The 23,347-nt window shown below is 63.0% G+C and carries 20 protein-coding genes and 1 pseudogene; 11 read left to right on the plus strand and 10 right to left on the minus strand.

What is annotated here, in order from left to right; translation table 11 throughout:
* Positions 1–303 precede the first annotated feature (303 nt).
* A complete protein-coding gene (locus ACFY3V_RS32765) occupies positions 304–6,087 on the plus strand; it encodes an N-6 DNA methylase (protein ID WP_389778869.1) in 5,784 nt (1,927 codons plus the stop codon).
* A 255-nt stretch (positions 6,088–6,342) separates the two neighbouring features.
* Positions 6,343–7,698 carry a hypothetical protein gene (locus ACFY3V_RS32770; RefSeq protein ID WP_389778871.1) on the plus strand — a complete coding sequence of 452 codons (1,356 nt, stop codon included), beginning with the start codon at positions 6,343–6,345 and terminating at the stop codon, positions 7,696–7,698.
* Positions 7,699–7,942: 244 nt separating this feature from the next.
* Here ACFY3V_RS32770 and ACFY3V_RS32775 read toward each other — a convergent pair whose 3' ends face one another.
* From ACFY3V_RS32775 to ACFY3V_RS32790, 4 genes and pseudogenes are all read right to left on the minus strand, one after another.
* Positions 7,943–8,467 carry a hypothetical protein gene (locus ACFY3V_RS32775; RefSeq protein ID WP_389778873.1) on the minus strand — a complete coding sequence of 175 codons (525 nt, stop codon included), beginning with the start codon at positions 8,465–8,467 and terminating at the stop codon, positions 7,943–7,945.
* A gap of 168 nt (positions 8,468–8,635) precedes the next feature.
* Positions 8,636–9,646: pseudogene (locus ACFY3V_RS32780) on the minus strand (IS3 family transposase).
* A gap of 105 nt (positions 9,647–9,751) precedes the next feature.
* A complete protein-coding gene (locus tag ACFY3V_RS32785; protein ID WP_389778875.1) occupies positions 9,752–10,270 on the minus strand; it encodes a hypothetical protein in 519 nt (172 codons plus the stop codon).
* 679 nt (positions 10,271–10,949) lie between these two features.
* Complete coding sequence (locus ACFY3V_RS32790; RefSeq protein WP_389778877.1) at positions 10,950–12,185, minus strand: IS110 family transposase; 1,236 nt, start codon at positions 12,183–12,185, stop codon at positions 10,950–10,952.
* Positions 12,186–12,784: 599 nt separating this feature from the next.
* On the opposite strand from ACFY3V_RS32790, the gene ACFY3V_RS32795 reads away from it, so the two are divergent.
* Positions 12,785–13,702, plus strand: a complete 918-nt coding sequence (locus ACFY3V_RS32795; protein WP_389778879.1) for a NotI family restriction endonuclease — start codon at positions 12,785–12,787, stop codon at positions 13,700–13,702.
* Positions 13,703–13,765: 63 nt separating this feature from the next.
* On the opposite strand, the gene ACFY3V_RS32800 is transcribed toward ACFY3V_RS32795, so the two are convergent.
* From ACFY3V_RS32800 to ACFY3V_RS32810, 3 genes are all read right to left on the minus strand, one after another.
* Positions 13,766–14,974 carry a DNA cytosine methyltransferase gene (locus tag ACFY3V_RS32800; protein ID WP_389778881.1) on the minus strand — a complete coding sequence of 403 codons (1,209 nt, stop codon included), beginning with the start codon at positions 14,972–14,974 and terminating at the stop codon, positions 13,766–13,768.
* Between the two features lie 165 nt (positions 14,975–15,139).
* Complete coding sequence (locus ACFY3V_RS32805) at positions 15,140–15,613, minus strand: very short patch repair endonuclease (RefSeq protein WP_389778883.1); 474 nt, start codon at positions 15,611–15,613, stop codon at positions 15,140–15,142.
* A gap of 204 nt (positions 15,614–15,817) precedes the next feature.
* Positions 15,818–16,132, minus strand: a complete 315-nt coding sequence (locus tag ACFY3V_RS32810) for a GntR family transcriptional regulator (protein ID WP_389778885.1) — start codon at positions 16,130–16,132, stop codon at positions 15,818–15,820.
* A 222-nt stretch (positions 16,133–16,354) separates the two neighbouring features.
* Between ACFY3V_RS32810 and ACFY3V_RS32815 the strand changes: the two genes are divergently transcribed.
* Together ACFY3V_RS32815 and ACFY3V_RS32820 are read left to right on the plus strand one after the other, a co-directional pair.
* On the plus strand, positions 16,355–16,714 hold the full coding sequence (locus ACFY3V_RS32815; RefSeq protein ID WP_389778887.1) for a hypothetical protein: 360 nt from the start codon (positions 16,355–16,357) through the stop codon (positions 16,712–16,714).
* A gap of 476 nt (positions 16,715–17,190) precedes the next feature.
* Entirely contained in the window at positions 17,191–17,739 is a 549-nt protein-coding gene (locus ACFY3V_RS32820; RefSeq protein ID WP_389778889.1) for a hypothetical protein, read from the plus strand.
* Here ACFY3V_RS32820 and ACFY3V_RS32825 read toward each other — a convergent pair.
* The 3 genes from ACFY3V_RS32825 to ACFY3V_RS32835 form a co-directional block, all read right to left on the minus strand.
* Positions 17,675–18,268, minus strand: a complete 594-nt coding sequence (locus ACFY3V_RS32825) for a guanylate kinase (protein ID WP_389778891.1) — start codon at positions 18,266–18,268, stop codon at positions 17,675–17,677. The genes ACFY3V_RS32820 and ACFY3V_RS32825 overlap by 65 nt on opposite strands.
* Complete coding sequence (locus tag ACFY3V_RS32830; RefSeq protein WP_389778893.1) at positions 18,265–19,005, minus strand: AAA family ATPase; 741 nt, start codon at positions 19,003–19,005, stop codon at positions 18,265–18,267. The genes ACFY3V_RS32825 and ACFY3V_RS32830 overlap by 4 nt, the downstream gene beginning before the upstream one ends.
* A 576-nt stretch (positions 19,006–19,581) precedes the next feature.
* Positions 19,582–19,947 (minus strand): GntR family transcriptional regulator, encoded by a 366-nt coding sequence (locus ACFY3V_RS32835; RefSeq protein ID WP_389778895.1) that lies wholly within the window; start codon positions 19,945–19,947, stop codon positions 19,582–19,584.
* Between the two features lie 196 nt (positions 19,948–20,143).
* Between ACFY3V_RS32835 and ACFY3V_RS32840 the strand changes: the two genes are divergently transcribed.
* From ACFY3V_RS32840 to ACFY3V_RS32865, 6 genes are read left to right on the plus strand one after another with little or no spacing between them, the layout of a single operon-like run.
* The gene (locus ACFY3V_RS32840) at positions 20,144–20,497 is read left to right on the plus strand and encodes a hypothetical protein (protein ID WP_389778897.1); all 354 of its coding nucleotides are present in this window, start codon (positions 20,144–20,146) and stop codon (positions 20,495–20,497) included.
* Positions 20,494–21,870 carry an FtsK/SpoIIIE domain-containing protein gene (locus ACFY3V_RS32845; RefSeq protein WP_389778899.1) on the plus strand — a complete coding sequence of 459 codons (1,377 nt, stop codon included), beginning with the start codon at positions 20,494–20,496 and terminating at the stop codon, positions 21,868–21,870. The genes ACFY3V_RS32840 and ACFY3V_RS32845 overlap by 4 nt, the downstream gene beginning before the upstream one ends.
* A 29-nt stretch (positions 21,871–21,899) precedes the next feature.
* Positions 21,900–22,601, plus strand: coding sequence for a DUF2637 domain-containing protein (locus ACFY3V_RS32850; protein ID WP_389778901.1), 702 nt, complete (start codon positions 21,900–21,902; stop codon positions 22,599–22,601).
* A 17-nt stretch (positions 22,602–22,618) separates the two neighbouring features.
* Positions 22,619–22,969 carry a hypothetical protein gene (locus ACFY3V_RS32855; protein ID WP_389778903.1) on the plus strand — a complete coding sequence of 117 codons (351 nt, stop codon included), beginning with the start codon at positions 22,619–22,621 and terminating at the stop codon, positions 22,967–22,969.
* A gap of 17 nt (positions 22,970–22,986) precedes the next feature.
* On the plus strand, positions 22,987–23,160 hold the full coding sequence (locus ACFY3V_RS32860) for a hypothetical protein (RefSeq protein ID WP_389778905.1): 174 nt from the start codon (positions 22,987–22,989) through the stop codon (positions 23,158–23,160).
* The gene (locus ACFY3V_RS32865; RefSeq protein WP_389778907.1) at positions 23,157–23,285 is read left to right on the plus strand and encodes a hypothetical protein; all 129 of its coding nucleotides are present in this window, start codon (positions 23,157–23,159) and stop codon (positions 23,283–23,285) included. Before ACFY3V_RS32860 ends, ACFY3V_RS32865 begins: the two co-directional genes overlap by 4 nt.
* The last annotated feature ends 62 nt before the right edge of the window (positions 23,286–23,347 follow it).

A 23,347-nucleotide genomic window follows, 5' to 3' on the forward strand; every position in this document is an offset into this window, starting at 1 on the left:
AGCCGACAGATCGGAGCAAAGACACTCACTGTCGAGGCCAGGGTTTGATTGAGTCAGACCCCACCAGGAACGCCTGCCCTTCTAGTCTCACTGGGTCTGATGCGGTCTCCACTGATCCCGGAGCGGTTCAGCCGCCGCAGTCGACATCGAGGGCCTGCCGGGCCGCGGGCGCAGCCAGTCCATGGCCGCCGCACCCAGCGGCCGGCCGGTAGCGACATGCCGGTCGGAGTGGAAGCGAGCTTTGCGACGTGGTAATTCACCTCTGGCTCGGGTTCTGTCGGTGTTCTGGCACATGATGTGGGGATGGAGTATGACCTGAGTCGGCTTGATGGACGACGTTTCGAGGACCTGTGCCGAGCGCTGGCAGTTCGGGTCCTGGGCACTGGGATCCAGGCGCCGGGTGGCGGCGCGGACGGTGATAGGCAGGCCGTGTTCGAAGGCCGACTGCGCTATACCACGTCCACAGATGGGCCTTGTTGGGAAGGGTCCGGCGTGATGCAGGTCAAGCACCGCCGCGTCGGCAGCGGTACAGGAGATGTCGCCTGGCTTCAGGCAGAGATCGCGAACGAGCTCGACGCGTGGTCCAACGTGGAGCGCGTCCCTGCTGCCAGAGCGCGCGTGGTCGACTATTTGATCATAGTGACGAACGTTCGGCTGCCCGGCGCGGTCGGCGCCAGTGGCGTTGATCGGATTCGGACCCTGATGGCCAGCTACGCCGAGCGGATCGGGCTCAAAGGGTGGGCGCTGTGGGACGCCGAGCAGCTGGAGAGGTATCTTGACGTTTACCCTGATGTCAGGACTGCATTCGCAGAGTTCATCACCCCTGTTGACGTCCTGACATCGACCTCCAACGGTGGACACATCGGTGATGCGGCAATTGCCTTGATTCACCGTCTGGTGAGCGATATGGGCTTCCTTTGGCGTGAGCGTCACATCGATGCTGGGATCGGCGGGGAAATTGAGCTCCGCGACCTGGCGAGCGGAGCATCGACGAGTCGGCTGATTCTCGTGAAGAGCGAGGCCAGCGACCGACTGTTTCCCGGTGAGGACGATCGTTCCTTTTACTATCAGTGCGACAAAGCTGACATCGACTATTGGATGAGTGTGACTGCACCCGTCATACTGATCTGCTCCCACCCTCGGAACGGCGAGGCGTGGTGGCTGCACACCCAGAACTGGTTCAGTGACCCAGCCCACCGAGCGTCTGGCAGAGTCGACTTTGAGAAACGGGGTCAGCGCTTTGATAGGAACGCCGCCGACCGTCTACTGGAAATCGCCGGGGCTGGTCTTGTCGCGAAGTCGGCCAGAAGCCACAAGTTGACTTTGCGGCAGCTAGAGAAGCATCTGTGGACGGCAGCCGACATGCTGCGCGGCCGTATGGACGCCTCGGAATTCAAGGAGTACATCTTCGGGATGCTGTTCCTGAAGCGCTGCTCCGACCAGTTCGAGGCGGTGCGGGACCAGTTGATTGCGCGGCTGGAAGCCATGGGCCGCAGCCGAGAGGAGGCGGAGCGCAGCGCCGAGAACCCAGACTTCTATAAGGACGACTTCTTCGTCCCGGCGGAAGCGCGCTGGCCGTACATCACGGCCTACTCCTGGAAGAAGGGCGTCGGCGACCTGCTGAACAAGGCCCTTCACGCGCTGGAGACCGCCAACTCCGAGTCGCTCGAAGGCGTGCTGGAGCACATCGACTTCACCAGGAAGGTCGGCCAATCGACCCTCCCGGACAAGCACCTGCAGCAACTTGTTCTCCACTTCGACCGCTACCGGCTGCGTGACGAGGACTTCGAGTTCCCCGACCTGCTCGGCGCCGCATACGAGTACCTGATCGGCGAGTTCGCCGACTCGGCCAGCAAGAAGGGCGGGGAGTTCTACACCCCGCGCGGAGTCGTTCGGATGATGGTCGGCCTGGTCAAGCCCGGACCGGGGATGCGCGTCTACGACCCGTGCTCGGGTTCGGGCGGCATGCTCATCCACGCCAAGGAGTACGTTGAGGAGCATGGTCAGGACTACCGCGACCTGAGCCTGTACGGCCAGGAATGCAACGGCGGCACTTGGGCCATCTCGAAGATGAATATGATCCTGCACGGGATCAACAACGCGGGGCTGGAGAACGACGACACGCTCGCCAACCCCAGGCATACCGAGGATGGCGAGCTGATGCGCTTTGACCGGGTCCTCACCAATCCGCCGTTCTCCCTGAAGTACACGCGCACGGGGACGGGGCACCCCGAGCGGTTCACGTACGGTTTCGCGCCGGAGACCGGCAAGAAGGCCGACCTGATGTTCGCCCAGCACGTGCTGGCGGTGCTGACCCCCGACGGCATCGGGGCCACTGTGATGCCGCATGGCGTGCTCTTCCGAGGCGGGAAGGAAAAGGAGATACGCGAGGGCATCATCCGCGACGACCGCCTTGAGGCCGTTATCGGCCTAGCGCCGAACCTGTTCTACGGCACGGGCGTCCCCGCCTGCGTGCTAGTGCTGCGTGGCAGCGACCCTCGCCCGAAGGACCGGCGGGGCAAGGTGCTGTTCATCAACGCCGACGGGGAGTTCACCCACGGTCGTGCGCAGAACTTCCTGGACGCACAGCACGCAGAGAAGGTCATCGCCGCGTACGAGGAGTACCGCGACATCCCTGGCTTCGCCCGTGTCGTCGAAATCATGGAGCTGCGGGAGAACGACTTCAACCTCGACTTACGCCGCTACGTCGACAGTACTCCGCCGCCTGAGCCGTATATGGTGCGCGCGGACGAGTGGGAGTCGCAGGCCCGGGCTTTGGTGCGTGCTGAGCGGTATCAGGAGGCTGACACCCTGCTGAAGGATGCCGCTCATATGGACGCCGAGCGCACCGCTCGGCTGGATCTGGAATTCGGGTTTATTGGCCTACCCGATGCGGATCGGCGAGTCGTCGCGGGGGTTTGGGAACCCACCGCCCTCGGCAATGAATTCCCGTTATCGTCATGGGGGGTGACCCCCGCTGAGACTGGTAGTAGCGAGCTCACGCCAGTTGCCGAGGCCGAGGCCGATGACGAGCCGTCGGACGCGGAAGGTGCAGCTGACACGCGGCCCCTCCGTTCACCGCAAGAGTCGGGCGTCGCCCTGGAACAGGCGACTGTCGACCTACTAACTCGCCTATTCACGATGGAGGAAGACACACGAGAGCTGCTGCTCGAGCGTCTACGCAGGCAGGCAGCTGGTACGCAGTTCGGGCACGACATCGAGGTGGACTGCAAAGTTGCCGGCAGCCCAACAGTGCGGTGTCACGTTGAGTGCAAGAATCTGGATCGCGACGTCACACTCTACGACATTGCGGCAAAGTTAACGCAGCAAAAGTTCTACCACCGCGATGCCCAAGTGGACCATTGGATCCTGATCTCGCCGCATACCAACCCGTCCAACGAAGTCCGGGCAATGCTCAATACATGGGAGGGAACCGAGGAGTATCCGTTCTCGGTGCAGATCTGGAGCCCTGAGAACGGGATCCGTGAGCTGTTCGCCCTCGAACCGGAGGTTTATCGGGCGATATATGGAAGGTCGCCAACTGAACGCGAGTTGCTCGTCGCTGACGAGTCGATTGAGATGATCAAAGAAAGGCTAGCTCCGGGATTTAGGATAGGCGAAGTCTGGCGTCGCTACCTTGCGGATCCTCGGAAGCTCTGTTTCGTCAACGAGGACTCTAGCCATTTCCAGGAACTCTACGCGAATCATCTGCACCTCAGGGCGACCGACGAGCGTGGCTCTCTTCTCGAGGGCACCCTTATGGATCAGGTCGAGGCGTGGACCTATAATGACCCCCCTTCGCCCCTTCTGTTGCTCGCAGATTTTGGCGAAGGCAAGAGCGTGTTCACCTACTGCCTCGCCAGGCAACTTTGTGAAGCGTTCCGTCGCGCACCTAGCGAGCACCCCCTCCCATTGCGTATCCCTTTGCGGGAGTTCAAGCAGGCGGGAACGGGCCGCGCCCTGCTGGAACAGCGCCTAAGTGAGATCGGCGCGACAGTGGCGGATTGGCGGTCTTTGGCGGCCCAGATGCCGACACTGGCAATACTCGACGGATTCGATGAGATGTCATCAGACCTCTCACCGGCGTCGATCACAGAGAACCTGCGCAGCATTGAGTCGTGTCTCGTCGAACTGTCGGGATCCGCAGTGCTCGTAACTTCTAGGCAGCGGGTGCTAGATGGCACTCGTGACTGGCAGCGCACCCTGGATAGACTGCGACGTCCCAAGGTCATACATATTGCTTCCGGCTCTCGATCGGAAAGGGTCAAGTACCTCGAACAGTTCGCCATAAACAATAGTTCATCCCGTGTCCTCAAGAACTTGCGTAACCTCTACGATCCGATCGGCCTCGCAGCAAAACCGCTATTCCTGCAGATGATCAAAGAGACGCTCGGGGAGCTTCCCCGCGACAGCTTCAGTGAGCTGATCCTCTACGACACCTACATCAACAACAGCCTGCGCCGGAAGATCAAGTTCCTTGAAGACGATGAGTTGACACTGACCCACGACGAGCTGATCAATAACCTGTTGGAAATACTTGAGGACATCGCGGTCCAACTACAGCAGGCAAATGAGCCCTATATCTACCTCCGCGACCACCAGGCGACATCCAGAAGAAATATCGCCGAATTGCTGTGGAAAATACGCGACGACTCCGCGATCCGCCCTTCGTCGTTCGGGGTCACAGCGGATGACGACGCCACTGGCCGCGTCGGGATCCGCTCCCTGCTCAAAGCCGTGTCCGCGCCAGATACCCACAGATGGCCGGTCGACTTCTTCCACCGCTCCATGCGCGAATACTTCGTCGCGCGGGCGATCGTGCGCTGTCTACGGGACGACCAGGATCGCGCACGGCGTATCCTCAGCGCGACTCTGTTACTGCCGGAGATCACGCACTTCGTTTCCAAAATGCTGGCGGGACAAGCGGCGGACGCCCCGCTTCGCTGCCTAGAAAGCTTCGCGCGGTCCGCCACGACGGGGGTAGACACGGCTTACCTCGGTGGCAATGCGATCACGCTGCTTTACGCCAGTCGCGGCGAACTGCCACAGTGCGACTGGTCAGGCCTACGTTTGGACCATGCCAAAGTGCAGGGTGCCGACCTGCGAGGTGCCCGGTTCGTCGGGACCTCTCTTCGTTACGCCAATCTAGACAATGCCAACCTTGAAGGTGCTGACTTCACCAACGCGGACCTTGAAGGAGTCCAATTGGACGAGACCAGCCAGGTACTCGCCGTGACCGCGCTTGGACGGCACCGGATTATCGCCGCATATGAGGACAGGTCACTGCGAGAGTGGCGCGTGCAGCCGGGGACGACATGGGACAGCCGAGTCATCGCTCTGCTCGACCACAGGGTGGAGCAGTTACATTGGACACCGCTTGGACGGTTGGTGGCATCCGGTGAAAGCTCCCTCAGCGTTCTCGATGTCGCCGGAGAAAGCCTGACAGTCAGGTCCCAGTTCAGAACGAAATCGCGGTTCCGATCCGTCATGCTTGGTGCATCAACTGCCTTGTTTGTGGAGGAACTAGGAGGTGGCGTTACCCGGATTACTTGGCTTGATCTGAGTACGAGGCGTGCCTACAATCAGCGCGACATCGATGCGGCCGTGACCTGCTGTGCTCAGATCGACGGGACCATGTACGCGATCGCGACCGAGAATGCCGTGCACGTCGTGTCCCCTCCAACCGATGAGGAACGACCCGCGTCCATATTCGAGGACCCCGGGGTGAGCTGCCTCGACTTACGAGCCGATCACGACGGTATCATCGTGGCCACAGGTCACCATGACGGTACCGTGACAATCACCAGAGTAGCTAATGTAGGTCGAGACGATGCTATTACGCATCTCTGGACGCGCCGCCTGCATTCGAGCACCGTTACCACAATTTCGTTCAGCGACGATGATCAAATGATCACCGGCAGCAGGGACCGCACTGTTTGCGTGATGCCGGTCGCGAGCATGCGACCCAGCACGGCAGAACCCCGGATTCAACGGCTCCACCTAACTCTGCGCTGTCGGAACGTGCAATTCACAGGTGTACGCACCGAACGCGAGCAGGAGATGCTGCGCAAATACTCGTCGGCCTGATTCGCGAGTTCGACGTGAAGTTGATCGGGGCCCTCCCCCTCGGAGGTGTGGACACCTCGAGTGCCAGATCATGGAGATCGGGAGACCAGGCAGTTCCCGACCGTAATGGCTGTTGTGCACGCCCGCCGTCCCGGGGTGCCCGACTCCCCCGGGGGTCCGCGCACAAACGTCCATGACCATGGATGCTCAGCGCCGACGTTGCCGGTGGGGCACACGTGGTCTATACATGTTTTCGGACGGAAGGATGAGCCGGCAATGCGAGCCATCTCTCGCGCGAGGTGGGAAGCTCTCGCGGCTTACTGTCGTAAGCCGCTCGCGCAAGCTCTTTTGCATGAGCTCGCCTGGTTTGAGGCCGATGGTGAGCGTATTGTCGCCACGCTTGTCGTCGACACGGATAACGAGTATTCGGGGATCATCCTGGCGCGTGACCGCCTAGAGAGATTTCGCTGGGTTGGAGGCACAGGCTACTTCGACACCCCCGAGGATGCTCTCGCTGACCTGAACCGCAAAATTCTGGACCTGCTACCCAACCTAGAGGAAGAGCGCGTCCAGGGTGATGAATCCGGCAGAGCCGTCGACTTTTTCACACCGCTCGTCGCCTCGACGAAGTTGCATCCTCACTTCCGAACCATTTCCTCTGGTAACGAGTTCTCGGCCGCACGCGAGATCATCAGCGCAATGATGCGCTGGCACGAGGATGTGGACGGAAACTTTGTCGAACAATTTCAAACCACCGGCTTCGACACCCGTGTTTGGGAGTTGTATCTGTTTGCTGTCCTGACGGAAGCCAAACTGGAGGTTGCGCATCCCAAGCCAGCCCCGGACTTCCTGGCTCGCGGCCTTAATGGTGAGTTCGCCATGGAGGCGACGACCATCAACCCGAGCATGGGCGGCGATGGCCGACTATCCACGCCCCCGCGGCCACAGACGGATGAGGAACGAGAAGCGTACTTTCTGCATTACCTGCCTATCAGGTACGCGGGGCCCCTAACCACGAAACTGGGCAAGGAGTACTGGAAGCGTCCTTCAGCGGCTGGAAAGCCGTTGGCTTTCGCAATCCAGGACTTCCACGGCGTAATGTCGATGACCTACAGCGGCTCTGCGCTGCCCATCTATCTCTACGGCCGCACGCAGGACGCCCAACACGATGAAGAAGGGAAATTGGCCATTACATCAGCCGAAATCGTGGAGCACAGGTGGGGAAACAAGGTGGTGCCATCGGGCTTCTTCGCGCTGCCTGGGGCTGAGAATGTCAGCGCAGTAATCTTCAATGGTGGCGGCACGATCACCAAGTTCAACCGGATGGGCGTAAGCGCCGGATTCGGCTCGAACAACGTCGTACTCATCCGCCGGGGCACCGCTTGGGATCCCGATCCCAATGCGTCCACCGCCGTGCCGTTTCTGCATGTCGTGAGCGAGGGGTATCCAGAGACCTGGATCGAGGGCATGGACGTCTACCACAACCCGAATGCGCTACACCCGCTCGACTCGGATCTCCTTCCTGGCGCAGCGCATCACCGGCTACGGGCGGACGGGCAAATTGAGACGACCTCAATGGGCTGGAAATTAATAACGTCCGCTACTACGACTCTCACGTTCAGCGCCGACTGATGATCCGCCGCCCAAAGTGCATTGCAGAGGTGTGCATCCCGAACTCCACAGGGCTGACTAGATGCGTATTCTCTTTCCGCAATACATGTCGCTCGTCCCAGCCACAACGCTGTCCGCTGACCGACCCTTCGGTTCGGATTGCTCGGCGCTCGTCAGATTGAGATAGGTTGACTCACCGCGATGGCGTGAACCATGCTATGTGAAAGTAAGTCAGGGAGAATACCGCCCAGGCTGACAGGCGTTCTCACTGGTCGCGGCTCGGAAGAAACCGCTGTACTCCTAGTGTTTCAAGCAGCTGAGCTATCTCCCGCTCCCGCTCCTCAATCTGAGGGCCCTTATGTTTGACAAGCGTTTTGCCAAGCTCCTGCAGCAGTTTGGTGCCGGAGAACCATGCAAGAGTCCATCGGTCAGCGGAGTTGTTCCTGAAGTGAAGTAGTACGTCTCCGTTTCGCACCTCCACTGACGTTGGCGTGCCATGAATAATCTTGTTGACTACATCGCGTAGAGTCAACTGTTCAGCAGCGCCATTGCCCTTTAGGACGCGATCGACGTCTAAGAGTTGGCCGTCGATGGCAGTGCCCTGCTGATCTGAGGAGGAGGACCCATCTCGGACATCTGCAGCCAGCGCCTTGATGCAAATTTGTGCCAGTGCTGGTACGAGATCATCTGCGCTTTCTTTAACCATGTAGTTCCCAGGATACTGGACCCAGAGATCATGGATCGCAGTCAGAAAGTTGAGCGCCAACTGCTGCTCGGGCCGAGCGCCCACGGGTTCCTCCCATCCGGTTCGGTCTCGATCAGAAGTTACTCTCATGCCGCCGACCACGTGTTCATGTCGCCGTAGCGGTGCGGAAGTCCTCGTTGGTTGTGTTCCTGCCTGGTCGTTAGCTGATTGAGGTGCCCCGGAGATTCCGGACAGCCGTCTTATGGGCGTAGCCTATGCGGCCGTCGGGGTTGAAAGGGCCTCGTTGAGCACTTCGAAGGGTGGTCGGTAGCCCAGCGCCGAATGCAGGCGCCGGTGGTTGTAGAACCCTTCGATGTAGCGGATGACTTGTCGTCTTGCCTTGGCGCGGGTGGTGAAGACGAAGCGGTGCAGCCATTCGTTCTTGAGGGCGCTGAAGAACGACTCGGCCATCGCGTTGTCGTAGCAGACGCCGGTGCGGCCGACTGAGCGGCGGATGCCCAGGCCGGTCAGGAAGCGGCCGAACTCGTGGCTGGTGTAGTTCGAGCCGTGGTCGGGCTGGAGCAGGCCGGTGCCGGCGGCATCCGGATCGCGTCCTTGATCAGGTCGGTGCGGTAGTGGTCGGCCATCGCCCAGCCCAGCACCGCCTTGCTGTGACAGTCGATCGCGGTGGCCAGGTAGAGGAGGCCCTCCCAGGTGCGGACGTAGACACCTTACGCGGGTGAGATGTCAAGCGGAGGCTGATTCAATCTTCTCGCGAGGGGTGCACCCGCCGGTAGCCGTAGGTCTCGTGCGAGCCAGCGAAGATCTCGGCGACCGACGCGGCCAGCAGGGTGCGGCGGTGCGCGGTGGCTGAGGCTGGCCGCTCGTGCCATTCGTAGTAGCCCAAGCGGGACACGCCCAGCCAGGAACACATCCGCGTGATCGGGTGATGCGCCTTCTCCGCGTCGATGAACTCGTACTTGGCGAGCGTCATCGAGTCTCGGACGCGAAGAAGGCGGCCGCTTTTTTTAGGAAGATCAGCTTCTCGCGCAGCTCGGCGTTCTCCCGCTCCAACTCCCGGATCCGCGCCCGCTCCGGCCCGGAGAGCGTCTGCGGCTCCTCCTGTGCGCTCGCGATCCGATGCCGGTTCACCCAGCTGCCCAGCGTGCTGGCGTTGATGTCGAACTCCCGCGCCACGGACGCGACCGTCCGCTCGCCCTCCAGCACCATGCGGATGGCTTCTTCCTTGAACTCTGCTGAGAGCCGCCTGCGACGCTTCGTCACGTACCTACCTATTCCAGACTTCTGTCAGCTTATGTAGTCGACTGTCCGGAATCTGCTGAGCACCTCACCGGATCTGTCACGCGGGTCCTGAGCCCTGACATCAATTCACCTTGTGACCTTCGGTCGCCGCCACCACATCAACCGCCGCCACCACGACCGGGAGAGCCACTCCCGCTGCATCCCGAACACCTCCACCGCAGCCTCCATCCGCTGCTGACCATCCCGTTCTCCACGGAACTCCAATGCAGCGGTCGCCACCTGATAGCCGGCTGCGACGAGTTGCTCGTCGCCGCACCTGCTCAGCTCTAGGAAGACCGCGGCGATTCGTTCGCTCTTATCTGACACGGCCTGCAGCAGCTCTCTAGTGCCAGCGGTGTCCCAAGCGATGACTTGCTGGAAGGCGCTCCCGAGGCCTGCACCCCACTCGCCCGTCCATGCTCGGCCCTGCAGGATATGGGCGGTGGACGACACTATTGTCAACCACCTGGACCGCGGTGACTCCCACGCCACACGGTGTGCCGCCACGTAGCTACACAAGCCGGTCGCCGCCACCAGCAGCCGATCACCCGTCTCGATCTTCTGTTGCCGCTTCACCGACTTCTTCACTCCGGCGTCGTTAGCCATCTTTAGGAGCGGTCCAAGCGATGACGCGGCGGCCTTGATCGCCAGAGCTTCAACGGGGGCATCCTGGCATGCTCCCAGACTGCATAGGCCTCCGGTAGGCGATTACACGGCGTTCCCTGATCAACGACCTGGCGCACCATGGACCCGGATCACCCTGGGGATTTTTGTATTCTCAGGACGACCTGGGCAAACGCTGGCGGGGCTGGTTCGCGATCATTGACCTATGGCTGCATGCGACGGTGCCCGGTTGCATGTGATCGTCAGGAGAGGCCGCACTGAGCCCCTGGTCAGAGGCTTGGCGGTTGGTCAAGAGAGTGCCCCCGGCATGATTCGAACATGCGACACCCGCTTTAGGAGAGCGGTGGCTGTACGACCGGTTCGCGCGGTGTGAACTGTGCGAACGCCCCGCACAACCCGCACCGTTTGCAAGATCATCCCACACATGTCCCGCATCCGCAGAGGCTGGCCACCACGTCACCCGATGGCAAGCCGACCCGGAGCGCAGGGCCGTCAGGCCCGAGACATCCGATGGGCGGGGCGTGTCAACCCGGTCCGGAGTGACCGTCGGCGCGAGCGGCGGGATGTGGGCATGACAGTGGGCGCGCCGGCGGTTGCTCCGGTGCGCGGGGGTCTGGGGGCTGCGAAGCCCCCAGCGGCAACGGTGCTCAGCCCGGCTGGCTCATGCTGCGGCGGGCTGCTGGGCCGATGTGGGGAATGCCGCTTGTTCCCGGTAGGTCTGGCGGGTGGTCAGGCAGTGAAACAGGCACCCGAGGAAGCGGTTGTAGAGGTTGCGCAGTGCGGCGGCGTGGCGCTCGCCCTGGTCTTTGCGCCGGTCGTAATGGCCTCGCGCTCCAGGTGAGGCGGTCAGGGCGGCGAATGCCCACACATATCCGACCGCGGCCAAGCGCTGGTTTTTGACCCGGCGGTGCATCACGGCGCGGCTGCGTCCGCTGGAGCGGGTGACCGGGGCCGCGCCCGCATACGCCTTGAGGGCTCGGGCGTCGGCGAAGCGGGTGCGGTCGTCGCCGACCTCGCCGAGCAGTCGGGCGCCGGTCAGATCGCCCAGGCCGGGGAAGCTGGTGATGATCGCGTGGTCGGGGTGGGAACGGAACGCGGCGATGGCGGCTTCTTCCAGGGCTGCGGCCGAGGTGCAGGCGGCGTCCAGCACCGCCAGTAGTGCCAGCGCTTGGTGGCCGTAGGCCTCTTCGACGGGGCCGGGTTGGCGCAGGTGCTCGGCGCGCAGCCCGGTGTGGATCTTCTCGGTCCAGGCTTGCAGGTGGTAGATCCGGCCGCTGCGCTTGAGGGCGGCGCGGATCTGCGGTCGGCTCAGCCGGGCGGCTGCGGTGGGGGTCGGGGCGATGGCCAGGATCGCGCGGGCCTCGCGGCAGCTGACTCCGCCTTCTTGGGTGGCGAACAGCTCCAGGAAGGCGGGGTAGTACTCGCGTAGCACCGAGCGCAGCTCGTTGCCGGTGCGATGCACTCGCCAGACGGCGTCTTGCTGGGCGCGGGCCAGCACCGTGACCGCTTGGGCCTGGTGGGTGTCGGCCGGCAGCGGCCGGTGCATGGCCATGTCGGTGCGCAAGATGTTGGCCAGCACGATGGCGTCTTGGCGGTCGGACTTCTTGCGGGAGATCGCGTGCCGTTCCCGGTAGCGGGAGGCGCTGAAGGGGTTGATGGCGAACACCGGGCGGCCGCAGGCGCGCAGGCACGCCACCAGCAGGCCACGGGGTGTTTCGATCGCGACCGGGATCGGGGTGTCCGGACCGTCGCCGGCCTCGGCGAGCATGGTCAGGAGTTCCTGGTAGCCCTGCACGGTCTCGGTGATTCGCCGTTGGGCGATCACGGTTCCGCTCTCGTCCACCAACGCCACGTCGTGATGGCGCTCGGCCCAGTCGATTCCGCAGAAGACGCGCACTGTTCACCTCCGTTGCTCCGGTTGCTCCTTTGCCCGTGGCGGGGTCGTGCGGCGCCCTAATGACAAGGCTCTGCGGCCTACCATCCGATGAGCCGTCGGTGACCCCGGCGACCTGTGCAGGCCCCGGTCTTGCTCAGAGCTGGCCGCTCACCAACGTGTGAAAGGGGTTCCTCCTGCGCGGGCGGGCTCACGCCACGGTTTATCAGGTGCGGCACGTCCCCGTCCGGCCGAGTCGGCAACGGCACCAGTCTCGGGCGAAAGATCTCGGAGATCTTGCAACGGAAGTAGGCATCCGCTCCGCTCTGCCGGACCGGGGACGTGCCTGCGACCGTCATTAGCACCGGAAGCGGCGCGGCAGCAACGACCCAGCGTCTGCCTACGGCTTGCACGAGAAGCGAAAGACGGTGAGCTCTGCCTTCAGCAGCTCCATACGGAACTTCCTGCCGACGTTTCGTGATCGCCTCTGGAGAGTGTTCGGTTCAGGCGCAGTAGGCAGACTCACGCCCGTCTCAGGATGATCAGGGGTTCCTCTGTTGCGGATGGTGTCCGCTATGCGAGACTCGCAGTGGTTCGCTCCTCGACTGAAAGTGATAACTTCTATGGCGGCGACGATCTACGAATTCTTTGGCTTCCGTCCCCACGACATGAGCGCTACAGCTGTGCAGGCACGACACGCCGAGGAGTGTCCTTTCCTGAAGGAGACGTGCGAGAAGACTCTGAACGATGGCAAGGTCTCCGGCGTTTGTACCCTTAAGCCCATTACGAGTGGACCTGTAATCTGTTGTCCTATTCGCCTATACGCAGATGACTACAAAATCCTGCGAGAGGTCGCAGATATGGCATTTGATCAAGGACTCTCGCTTCACCCTGGCGCCTCAGCTCGGTATGAGGCAATGCGATCCGGGCGACCGACAGTTGCGGTCTTCGGTAAGAAGTGGGGTGGGGAACTCAGATTGCCTCAGCGAGGTGGCTCGGGCGCCTATTTCGTGGACTGGATCCTCGCCGTTATTGAGCCCAGTGGGCAACTTCGCGAGTTCGTAGCCATTGAAGTGCAATCGATCGATACGACAGGAAACTACCGTGACGGGATCGCGGCGATAGAGAATGAAGAAGTTGAGCTTGTAAAGACATCGGCTGGTTTTAATTGGGAGAATGTCAGTAAGCGGATCCTGCCGCAGCTTATCTATAAGGGGCACGCGCTTCAGCGTGAACCACTGTGCAAGAAAGGTTTGTTCTTCGTTTGTCCGCAACCCGTTTATGCAAGAATTAATAAGCGACTCGGGGCGGGCGACAGGCGTAACTTCCTTGATTCGTATCCGCTTCAATCGGGAAGTTTGACATTTGTTGCGTTTGATATTGATGCGGGTGCTGCTTTCGTGCCAGGAGAGTCGTCACCATTGAGGCAGACGATGCTTCTCTCGACTATCACGAATCAAGTGGCGATCGCTTTTACATCGCCTGCCAACTTGCCAGAACCGGGATCTTATGCCGCAGCCATTCGCGAGGCGCTATCGTAATTTGCCTCGGGCTAGACCAGACCTCGAACCACGCTCTGGCTTTGGTTAGTGTCTTCGGGTTCCCTAGATAATCGGGGCTATGACTGGCGGCCTGCTTAGGACGTTAGCGATCCCGGCGCCAACGGCAGCGGCCAGGAGGGGTGGAACAGCGTTTCCTACTTGTTCGTACTGCGCTACTCGGGAGCCCGTGAAGACGTACGTGTCAGGAAACGATTGAATTCTTGCTGCTTCTCTGACCGTGAACGCGCGGTCTTGGTTGTAGTGGAAGTACGCTCCCCAGTGAGGGTCACACTTAGTAAGAATTGTGGATGCCAGGCCATCTGGATTTGCGCGCCCGTAACGCTTGGTGTGATCCGACTTTCTCGCTCTCTTCATGCCTGCGGGGAGCAAATCGAACGGGATGTTGGTCCAATTGCCGCCCGGGGGAATGTGCTTCAAGCGATCCATGTTGATTTTTGAGAGCCTGGCCGCCTCGTGATTCCTCACTCCTTGTGAGTTCATTCTGAGTGCTCGCTGATAGTCGTTCTGAGAATCGACGGCATACAGCTTTATCTCATCACCTAGTTCGCCGTTGATCAGTGGCGGTAGGTCTGAAATTGCATCCCGAACGGTCGTGTGTTTCGGCGCGTCGTCGGCAGTAGAAAGAATTGTCAACTCTCGCCCGTTGAACTTAGATGTAAAATTGACCCGGAATGGTGCTTTAAATTGTGGCTGAGGGAACGCTTCCTGAGGGTCGGATCCGTCTCTGAATCCGATTATAATCGTCCGCCATCGTGTTTGCGGAACTCCGTAGTGAGGGGCGTAGAGGATGCGGACGTCTGCCGTATAGCCAAGATCGGCAAGTGATTTGAGGATAGCTTCAAGAGTTGCACCATTAGAGAAGCTAACGAGACCAGGAACATTTTCAATCAGAATTGCTCTCGGTTGAAATTCTTCGACAAATCGAAGATATTCCTTAAATAGGTGGTTCCTGTGGTCATCTTCCCTGCGCTCGGGTGCATTGATACTGAATCCTTGACATGGCGGACCGCCAGCAATCAGGTCAAGCTCGCCGCGTTCGAGATTCAGCTTTATTCGGATTTCTTTGGGGTCGACGTCTCGAATGTCCCTAGCGTCTGTCAGGGAATCAGGATGATTCTTTGCAAATGTCGCTGCATAGACATCTATTACTTCGTTGGCGTAAAGGGACTTAAAGCCGACTTCGCTGAGCCCCTCCGTCAGTCCTCCTGCTCCGGCGAACAGGTCGATAGAACGCCACGAGTGTGAGTTCAAGGTAATCCTCCAGTCGATCTATGTGCCCTACTGCCCACGACGACGGCAGGTGGCTGTACTGGCCTTACTCAAGCACAGACAACCGACACTTCCGGTCGCGGGTGGCGCTTCAGTAAACCTAGTGCTCATCTGTCCTACTCTGAACATGATTTGCCCAGGTGATCACTATCTGGTCTGAGCTCGTCTCGTAGAGGCGGCAACTGCCGCCCCAATGCGCTCGGTTGCATCAGAGAGATCTTCATGCTCCCAGATGCGGATGACGCGCCATCCGTGCGCAACCAGAGCTTCGTCTGCTTGTCGGTCGCGTTCGATGTTGCGTTTGAGCTTGGGCGTCCAGTACCAGTCGTTGTTGACGGGCTGGCGGCCATGTGTGGGGCATACGTGCCAGAAGCAGCCGTCTACAAACACTGCAATCCGTCGTGCGGTGAACACGATGTCTGGGCGGATCCGTACTTCGCCGAGCTGAAGGCGCAAGTGCTTACGATAGCGGTAGCCGAGCCGGTGTAGCTCCCTCCTCAAGGTGACCTCCGGCTTGGTGTCCTTCGCCCTGATAGAGCGCATGTTGCGTGAGCGGGCCTCGTTGAGAGGCGTTGGCCACCTGCCGCTCGCACGTTGGGGTGCTTCGGGAACCTTAGTCACATTGTCACGATAGACAACCTGTCGGTCTGCCCATCAGACTTCGCCAGGACGGTTTCACGAGCGTTGGCGAGTCTGCCGCGACTTCCTGTATCGCGTGGGTGGCGCTGGCCGCGACCGGCCGAAGAGCCGCAGCGCGGCCAGCGACCGCCCAACGCGCGCGGGATGCCGCAGGCAGCACGCGCCTTGAAGACGTAGAGAAAGTTCTCATTCGTCTGGTGATGGTTCGCCCTCGGGGTGGTCTTGGCCCTGGTCGTCTTCGGGTTCGATGTGCTCGGGTGCCCTGCCGGTCTTGGGGTCGGCGACGAAGGTTCCGATGTTCCTGACGGTGTAGACCAGACCCTCGGCGATGAGAGCGTTGATCACCTTGCGGGCGGTGCGTCGAGCGATCCCGAACTCTTCCGCCATGCGGGGTTCGCCCGGGATGGGATAGCCGGGCTTGTAGTCGCCGGCCTGGATGCGGCGGCGGATCTCGTTGAGGACCTGCTCTGACTTGGGCTGATCAGGCCGGAAGTGGATCACACGAAAAACGATAGGAAGCGACCGGTAGCCCCAGGTCAAGAGACGTTACGGTGCGTACCGGTCGTGATGGGTAGTAAAAAGCGTGGAAGGGTAGGCAGGGGTGATGATGCCTGCCTATGCTGTGCGCGTAGCCGTCGATGAAGTCTCTGAGGTGCCTGGGCTTCGACTCGGCCGTCAGTACCCGATGCTCTCGACCTTGGGGACGTGATGAGACACGACGCGATGACCAGCACAGCAGAGGGGCAGGAGGTGACCGCACTCTCCCCAGGCGACATGACGCTGACCGCTGCCGAGGAACTTCGTGAGGCTCTGAGCCATCACGGGATCGTGGCCGATGTGCATGACGGGTACGGGCTGGCGCTCGTGTCGGTCTGGGTGGATCTGATCGTGTGGTGTCGCGGGGATCAGTTCTGGTGGCGTACCGGCTGGAACCCCCGCCAGCGTCGCCCCGTCTACGCCCGTCACCCACTCGCCGAACCCGAGCGGGCCGCGCACCGCGTTGCCCTGCGGTACGCGGAGTTGCGGCAGACTCACCCGCTGCCGGAGCCGGAGTCGGCATCGAGGGCGGGGCATCCGTTATGACGGCGCCTGACCAACGTACGGGGTCGCTGGTGTGGCCGCCTCGTTCGCCCGGGGTGGTTGTCGGGGTGTTGGTGCGGCCTGCGCAGCATCTTCGCCTCGGGGATTGTCTGGCCTTTGAGCGCGATGACGACCAGCCGTTTCGGATCACTCCGGTACGGGGTGACGACTACGAGCGCGAACCTCGCGGGGTCGATCTCGTGTGGGGGCAGGTCACCCAACTGGACCGCTTGGGCGGTGGCGGCCGTTGGTGGAGACCGCCGACGTTCTTGCTCTCGGTGTCTTGCTCGTTTTGCTGCGATGCCTCCATCATCACCACCTTGTTCAACCAGTCCCCCGTGTTGCTGTGGCCCAGGCGCGCGCAGCGGGGTGGGGTGCTCCCTTGAACGGGCGTGACGGCGTTGGCTCTGGGAGGGGTGGCGCCGTCACGCCTCACCACACCGGCCCGGCTCAAAACGGAACGGAAACGAGGACGCGCGATGCCCAAACGCAGTGATGGCCGGTTTCTGGCCTGGCCGCTGCCCGCGGTGGCCGGTGGGCCGGTGATCGAGGGGTGGCGAACCGAACAAAGCGGCTGGGGTGTCTTCGCCGCGCACCGCACCCCCGACCGTATTCTGACCGAGCAGGAGACGCTCGCCGGGCTCACCGGGCATCTGGTCGCCGAAACGGCCGAGGAACTCCTCCGGCTGGCCGACGAACAGCGCCGTATCGAGGGCTGGCTGAACGAGACATCATCGGTGTGTCCGTACTGCGGGCGCGGTCAGGGAGACGCGCCGCTGATCGTGACGATGAACGAGTCGGTCACCGCTGAGCAATGCGCCCGCAGCTACGCCACCAAGACGGACTGTCCTCATGACGACGTGGAGTGGACCCGGCCGAATCCTCTGCCCGATGGCGCTCGTTGTCGACGGTGCGGCACCTGGTGGCGGCTGGATCTGATCCCGGCGGAGGTGGAGGCTCGTCTCAAGGGCGGCACTCCTGCGGCTGAGGACAACCGGCCTGCCGAAGTCGATCGTAGGCACCCATGATCTCGCGGGCTGCGGCGTCGGCTCCCAGACGGTCGGTGTGCAGGCGCAGGTGAAAGAACCCGGCGTCGGTGCTGGTCTCCAGGTCGGTGAGGGTCTCATCCCATGCGGTCAGGCGCTTGCCGGTGTCGACGTCGCCGCGGCTTCGGGAGCGCTGTTCGGTGACCTCGCGCGGCACCCACAACAAGACGCGCAACCAGGAATCCGGGGTTCGGCCAATCAGGCGTCTCAGGTCGCCGAGGTTGCCCATGTGCACGACGGGGACGTAGCCGGCGGCGTGGCGGTCTTCGATGCTCTGGCGGTCGATGGCGTAGACGTTGCCGTAGCGGCGAGTCTCGGCGACCAGCCTGCCCGCCTGGCGGAGCTTGTCCAAGTGCTCGGCGCTGACGAACTCATAACCGTCGGCGCGGCCGGTGCCGACCTTGAGCTTGGGCAGCAACGTGAACCGCGCATCCAGGCGGGTGAGGGCGGCGGTGATGGTGTCCTTGCCGCTGGCGGGCGGCCCGTAGATGACGACTCCCTGCGGGCTCACGTGAGAATCCGTTTGAGGGCTTCGCGGGTCTGGTCGGCAAGGCTGATCGCGGCGCCGAGTCGGTTGTCGACAGTGACGTGTGCGGTCGGCGGGCTGGCCTCGACGTTCAAGCCTGCGGCGTACTGCTCCCAGTTGCTCAGCTTCCACGCGTCACGGGCGGCTCCGCGGAACTCGATGTACTCGCGCATCGACTCGGGATCGCAGCGGACCCAGATCGCCGCCACATCGATTCCCTTGGCCGCGCACCGGTTCTCCAGACGGGCGAACCATGCCTCGTCTTTGAGTTCGGTGATGAACGGGGCCGCCAGGATGGCCGAGGTGCCGACGTTGAGGTTGTCCCACGCGGTCTCCATCAGGCACCGGTACTCCAGCGGGCGGACCTCCTTGAGATACAGGTCGGTGTGGCGGTCGTTGGGATCGCCGCCGAGGGAGACCAGGAGCCGCTCCACGATGGAGCGGGTCAGGGAGTCCTTGTCCAGGAACGCCCATCCGGTGATGTCGGACAGGAAGCGGGAGAACTCCGTCTTGCCCGATCCGGCGTATCCGCCGACCAGGGTGAGGATGGGGCGGGGGTTGCCTGCGCCGTGGCGTCTGCGCCAGGCGTCGACCACGCGGCTACGAAGAAGTCCCGGCGGGGAGTCGCTGGACTCGATGCCGCCGACGGAGACCTTGGTGAACGTCTCCTCGATGACCAGGGCGGCGGCGTTGTCGACAGCGGGATCAGCGGGCGTAGGCAAATCGGAAATCACGATTTCCGCTTTCTGTGATTCACCGGGCAGAGGGGGGCGAAACCCTAGTTCGGGTTCGGTGGCCTCATAGAGCAGGCAGTAAGCGCGCCGGTAATGCGGTCCGGGGAACACGCTTCCTTGCTCATGTCCCCAGAGCGTTTGGAAGTTCGCGGCGGGCACGGTCAGACCGTGGCGGCCTGCGGCCTGGCGGAGCCGTTCGCCTGCGGCCTCCAGCGTAAGGCCATGGGCTTCGCGGTGTTCGCGCAGGCGGGAGGGGTTCCAGCCGGGTCGCTGGGTCGTCTTCAGGTGCATACTTTCGCCTTCACGCTTCGGGGAGGTGGCGCGGTGTGCGGTCGTGCATATGAAAACGCTTGTGTAAATGGCGTTGAGTGGAACTGAAGAAGCTTAACTAGATCGGTGTGATACCGGAAACCCCCAGCTCACGGTGAACTTAAGCCATGCCGAAAGGCGCAACACACCGCAGAGCAAGGGAGGAACCGGTGAACGTCGACCCGCAGCGGATCATCTGGGAATTGACCGCGATTCGGTCAGAGCTGGACGAGTTGGCATGCCGGATCGGTGAGATCACTTCGGCTTTGCGAAGACTGCCGCCTCCAGAGCGGCGAGTCGATCACCCAGTTCCTTGACGCTCTGACGCGTCTGGGCAAGCTGGTCCAGGATCTCGGCGCTCACATCCAGCGCCTCGGGCCTGGAGGGCTCGGCGGGGGGCTGGCGGACGAACACGCCCTTGCCCTGCTGACCGATCACCAGTCCCTCGGTGCGAAGCACACTGATCGCGGCCTTGACCACGCTGGCGGAGACGTCGAAGCGCTCACCCAGCTGGGCGATGGAGGGCAGCGCCGTACCGGGGGCGAGTGAGCCGGTGCGGATCTGGCCGCGCAGCTCGTCGACGATCTGCAAGTAGGCCGGCTGGCCGGTCTTCTCCACCATCTACGTCTCGTCTCGTCGCGTCTGCTGCACCGTCTTGCACCACGGTGCACCGTGACGTGTGCCTCATGGTGCACCACGACTCCAGTTCAGCACACCCCCGTAAAGAAGCCAACCAAGCCGCCGAAGAACTCATTGACAACTTAGAATTCCATGTGTTCCATGTGTTCCAAGCATCCCAGCTAACAAAGGAACGATCATGCGCGCCATCCCCATCCCCGTCGACGTCACCAAGCTCCAGATCACCTGCGTCAAGGCCGCCAAGCCCCGCCTCGTCAGCAAGGACACCGGCGAGATCAAGCGCGACAAGGACGGCAACGTCATGTACGAACTCACCTTCCTGTTCGAGGACGAGCTTGGCCGGATGGAGCTGGTCAAGGTCACCACCACCCCGGAACCGCAGATCACCCCCGGCGAGGAAGTCGTCCCGGTCGACCTGGTCGGCTACGTGTGGGAGCAGGGCGGACGCTGGGGCATCGCCTACCGGGCCGCCTCCTTCCGCCCCGTCGGCGCCTCCCTGTCCACCTCCGCCGGAATGGGGGCGGACCTGTGATCACCCTCGACCACCCCCTGTTCAAGGTCCTCGCCGTCGTGCTCGTGCTGCTGGCCTGGCGGCGCTGGGCTCCGGCCTCCTACTGGTACGCCCTGGTCTTCCCCCGTAAAGCCGTCTGGCTGCGCTGGTCCTGGCGGCACGTCGCCTCCGGCTGCGGGCTGACCAAGAAGCGGCACCGGTGGTGGTTCACCACCGTCCCCGGCCTGGTCGCCTCGACTGGCGTCGTGCAGGTCAAGCGGCGCTTCCAGCGGGTCGCCGTCGACACCAAACCGTGGATGGGCCTGCCCCGCCCCGTACGGCACGGCTTCCGCATCACCTTCCATCTCCTCGACGGCCAGGTGCCCGACGACTACGCCAAGGTCTGTGAACGGCTCGCGCACGCCTGGCGCATCGAGGCCGTTCGCGTCGTCGCCTCCCGGCCTGGCCGCGTCACCCTCCAAGGCATCACCCAAGACCCGTTAACCCACGTCGCCCCCGCCTCCCCACCTGCCGAACCACGCGACGGCTGGCGGGCCGAGGACCTGCTCCGCCCCATCGTCGGGGTACTGGAGACCGGCGCGGCCTGGCGCATGGACCTGCGCCTCATCCCGCACTGGATGAACGCCGGTGCTACTCAGTCGGGCAAGTCCAACCTGATCAACGCGCTCATCGTCGGCCTGGCTCCGCAACCGGTCGCCCTGGTCGGCTTCGACCTCAAAGGCGGGGTGGAGCTGTCGGCCTACGCCTCCCGGTTGACCGCGCTGGCCACCAGTCGCGCCGAGTGCCTCGACCTGCTCGGCGACCTGATCGCGGTGATGGGCGCGAGGATGCTGGCCTGTCGCCGCTACGGGGTCCGCGACATCTGGCAACTGCCCGACAGCTCCCGCCCGATCCCGGTCGTGGTCCTGGTCGACGAACTCGCCGAGTTGTACCTGACCGCCGACAAGGCCGAGAAGGATCAGGTCACCCGGACCGCTACCGCGCTGCTGCGCATCGCCCAACTCGGCCGCGCGTTCGGCATCCACCTGATCCTGTCCGGCCAAAGAATCGGCTCCGATCTGGGTCCCGGCGTGACCGCGCTGCGCGCCCAGATCGGCGGACGGGTCTGTCACCGGGTCAACGATCCCGAGACCGCCGTGATGACGCTCGGCGACCTCGACCCCGATGCGCTGGTTGCCGCCCGGTCCATCGCGCCGGAACTGCCCGGCGTGGCTGTGATCACCGGTTCTGACGGCCGGTGGTACCGGGCGCGGTCCGGCTACGTCTCCACCACCGCCGCAGAGCAAGCCGCGGACACCTACGCCGAGATGGCGCCCTCATGGAACCAGGTCGCCGCCTCCGGCCTCGGTCACGAACTGCCCAGCGTCGACGACATCCCCGAACTCATCGCCTGACCTCCGCAATTTCGGAAGGGAGAACCACCGTGACCGCGACCGCGCCTCGTCTGGCCGTACGGCTGGCCGACTCCGCACCGGTGCTGATCCTCGCCGCGATCGCCGGGGCCGGCAGCTTCACCCACATCCGCGACACCGCCACCGAACACGGCCAGTCCGGGTGGATGGCCTGGGCCGTGGCCGTCTGCGTCGATCTCACCTGTGTCATGGCCGCCCGCGAACGGCAGCGCGACAAGAAGAACGGACGAGCGCGACAGGGCTGGATCTCCTGGCCGACCCTCGTTCTCGTCGGCGGGATCGCCTTGTCGCTGGCTGCGAACCTCGCCCAAGCTCACCCGTCGGCCTGGGGGTGGATCACTGCCGCGACCCCGGCAGGGGCGTTCCTGATCGCGGTCTCCATGCTGGAGCGCCGCTCCTCCGGTCCTCGTTCCGAACCGTCCCCGGCGCCCGTTCCCGTTCCGGACGCCGTACCGCAACCCCCGGCCGAACCTGCCGCGCTCTCCCCGTCGCCCGCTCCCGCCGTACCGACTCAGAACGGCACCGGGAACGGCCAGAACGGCGCCGGACCAACGAGTGAGCTCCTCGACTACGCGCGCCGCGTCGCCGACGAACACCACGCCCGGCACGGCAGACCCATCACCCGCGATGCCCTGCGCACCCGCCTCGGGGTGTCCAGTCAGCTCGCCTCCGACCTGCTGCGCAACCTGCGCGACAGCCCCACCCCCGCCTGAACACGAAGGAGAACCCCATGCCCGACACCACCGCCCGCGCCGCTCTCATCAAGGGCCTGCGCGAACTGGCCACCTTCCTGGAGGCCAACCGCGCCGTCCCCGTCCCCTCGTTCGCCGGACTCACCTACTTCCCCGAAGGGACCGACCTCGACATCCGCGCCGAGGTCGACGCCATCGCCGCTCTCCTCGGCACCCAGGCAGACCCCGGCGACTCCGAGCACGCCCACTACCGGGCCTGTCGCACTTTCGGGCCGGTCGAGTACACGGCCGTCGGCATCTTCGCCGCCTCTCGGGCTCGCCACCGAGCCAACACCTCCTATGAGGGGTGCATCACCCCCGACCCCGTCCCCTCCTCCCGTACCGCCTGACCAGAAAAGAGACCCCCATGCGCATCCGCATCGACGGCACCTACGCCGAAATCGTCCACTCCGTCAACAAGATCCGAACCATCCTCCCGATCGGCTCGGTCTCCCCGGTTCTGCCGCTACAGCGGCCCCACACCTGGCGTGTGTTCCTCGATACCGCACCCAAGCGCCCCGAAAGCAGGTGGATCACATGACCGACACCCCAGACTCCCCGCTCGTCGACATCGTCCCCAAGCGCTGGCTGTGCTGCTGCGGCGGGACCGGCGTCGATGGCCACGGCCAGACCTGCGAGCACTGCGAGGGCCTCGGCTTCACCTGAGAGCCCTTGGCGCCCCCGGCGTGACCACACATCCGCCAAGACGTCCGCCACGTCGGGGGCCA

Source organism: Streptosporangium sp. NPDC000095, assembly GCF_042899335.1.
Classification (GTDB): domain Bacteria; phylum Actinomycetota; class Actinomycetes; order Streptosporangiales; family Streptosporangiaceae; genus Streptosporangium.

Bases quoted from the DNA above. Each gene is read 5' to 3' on its own strand.
- ACFY3V_RS32765 (WP_389778869.1), top strand. From the start codon at position 304: ATGGAGTATGACCTGAGTCGGCTTGATGGACGACGTTTCGAGGACCTG.
- ACFY3V_RS32770 (WP_389778871.1), top strand. From the start codon at position 6,343: ATGCGAGCCATCTCTCGCGCGAGGTGGGAAGCTCTCGCGGCTTACTGT.
- ACFY3V_RS32785 (WP_389778875.1), bottom strand. From the start codon at position 10,270: ATGGCTAACGACGCCGGAGTGAAGAAGTCGGTGAAGCGGCAACAGAAG.
- ACFY3V_RS32795 (WP_389778879.1), top strand. From the start codon at position 12,785: ATGGCGGCGACGATCTACGAATTCTTTGGCTTCCGTCCCCACGACATG.
- ACFY3V_RS32815 (WP_389778887.1), top strand. From the start codon at position 16,355: ATGACCAGCACAGCAGAGGGGCAGGAGGTGACCGCACTCTCCCCAGGC.
- ACFY3V_RS32820 (WP_389778889.1), top strand. From the start codon at position 17,191: ATGCCCAAACGCAGTGATGGCCGGTTTCTGGCCTGGCCGCTGCCCGCG.
- ACFY3V_RS32835 (WP_389778895.1), bottom strand. From the start codon at position 19,947: ATGGTGGAGAAGACCGGCCAGCCGGCCTACTTGCAGATCGTCGACGAG.
- ACFY3V_RS32840 (WP_389778897.1), top strand. From the start codon at position 20,144: ATGCGCGCCATCCCCATCCCCGTCGACGTCACCAAGCTCCAGATCACC.
- ACFY3V_RS32855 (WP_389778903.1), top strand. From the start codon at position 22,619: ATGCCCGACACCACCGCCCGCGCCGCTCTCATCAAGGGCCTGCGCGAA.
- ACFY3V_RS32860 (WP_389778905.1), top strand. From the start codon at position 22,987: ATGCGCATCCGCATCGACGGCACCTACGCCGAAATCGTCCACTCCGTC.
- ACFY3V_RS32865 (WP_389778907.1), top strand. From the start codon at position 23,157: ATGACCGACACCCCAGACTCCCCGCTCGTCGACATCGTCCCCAAGCGC.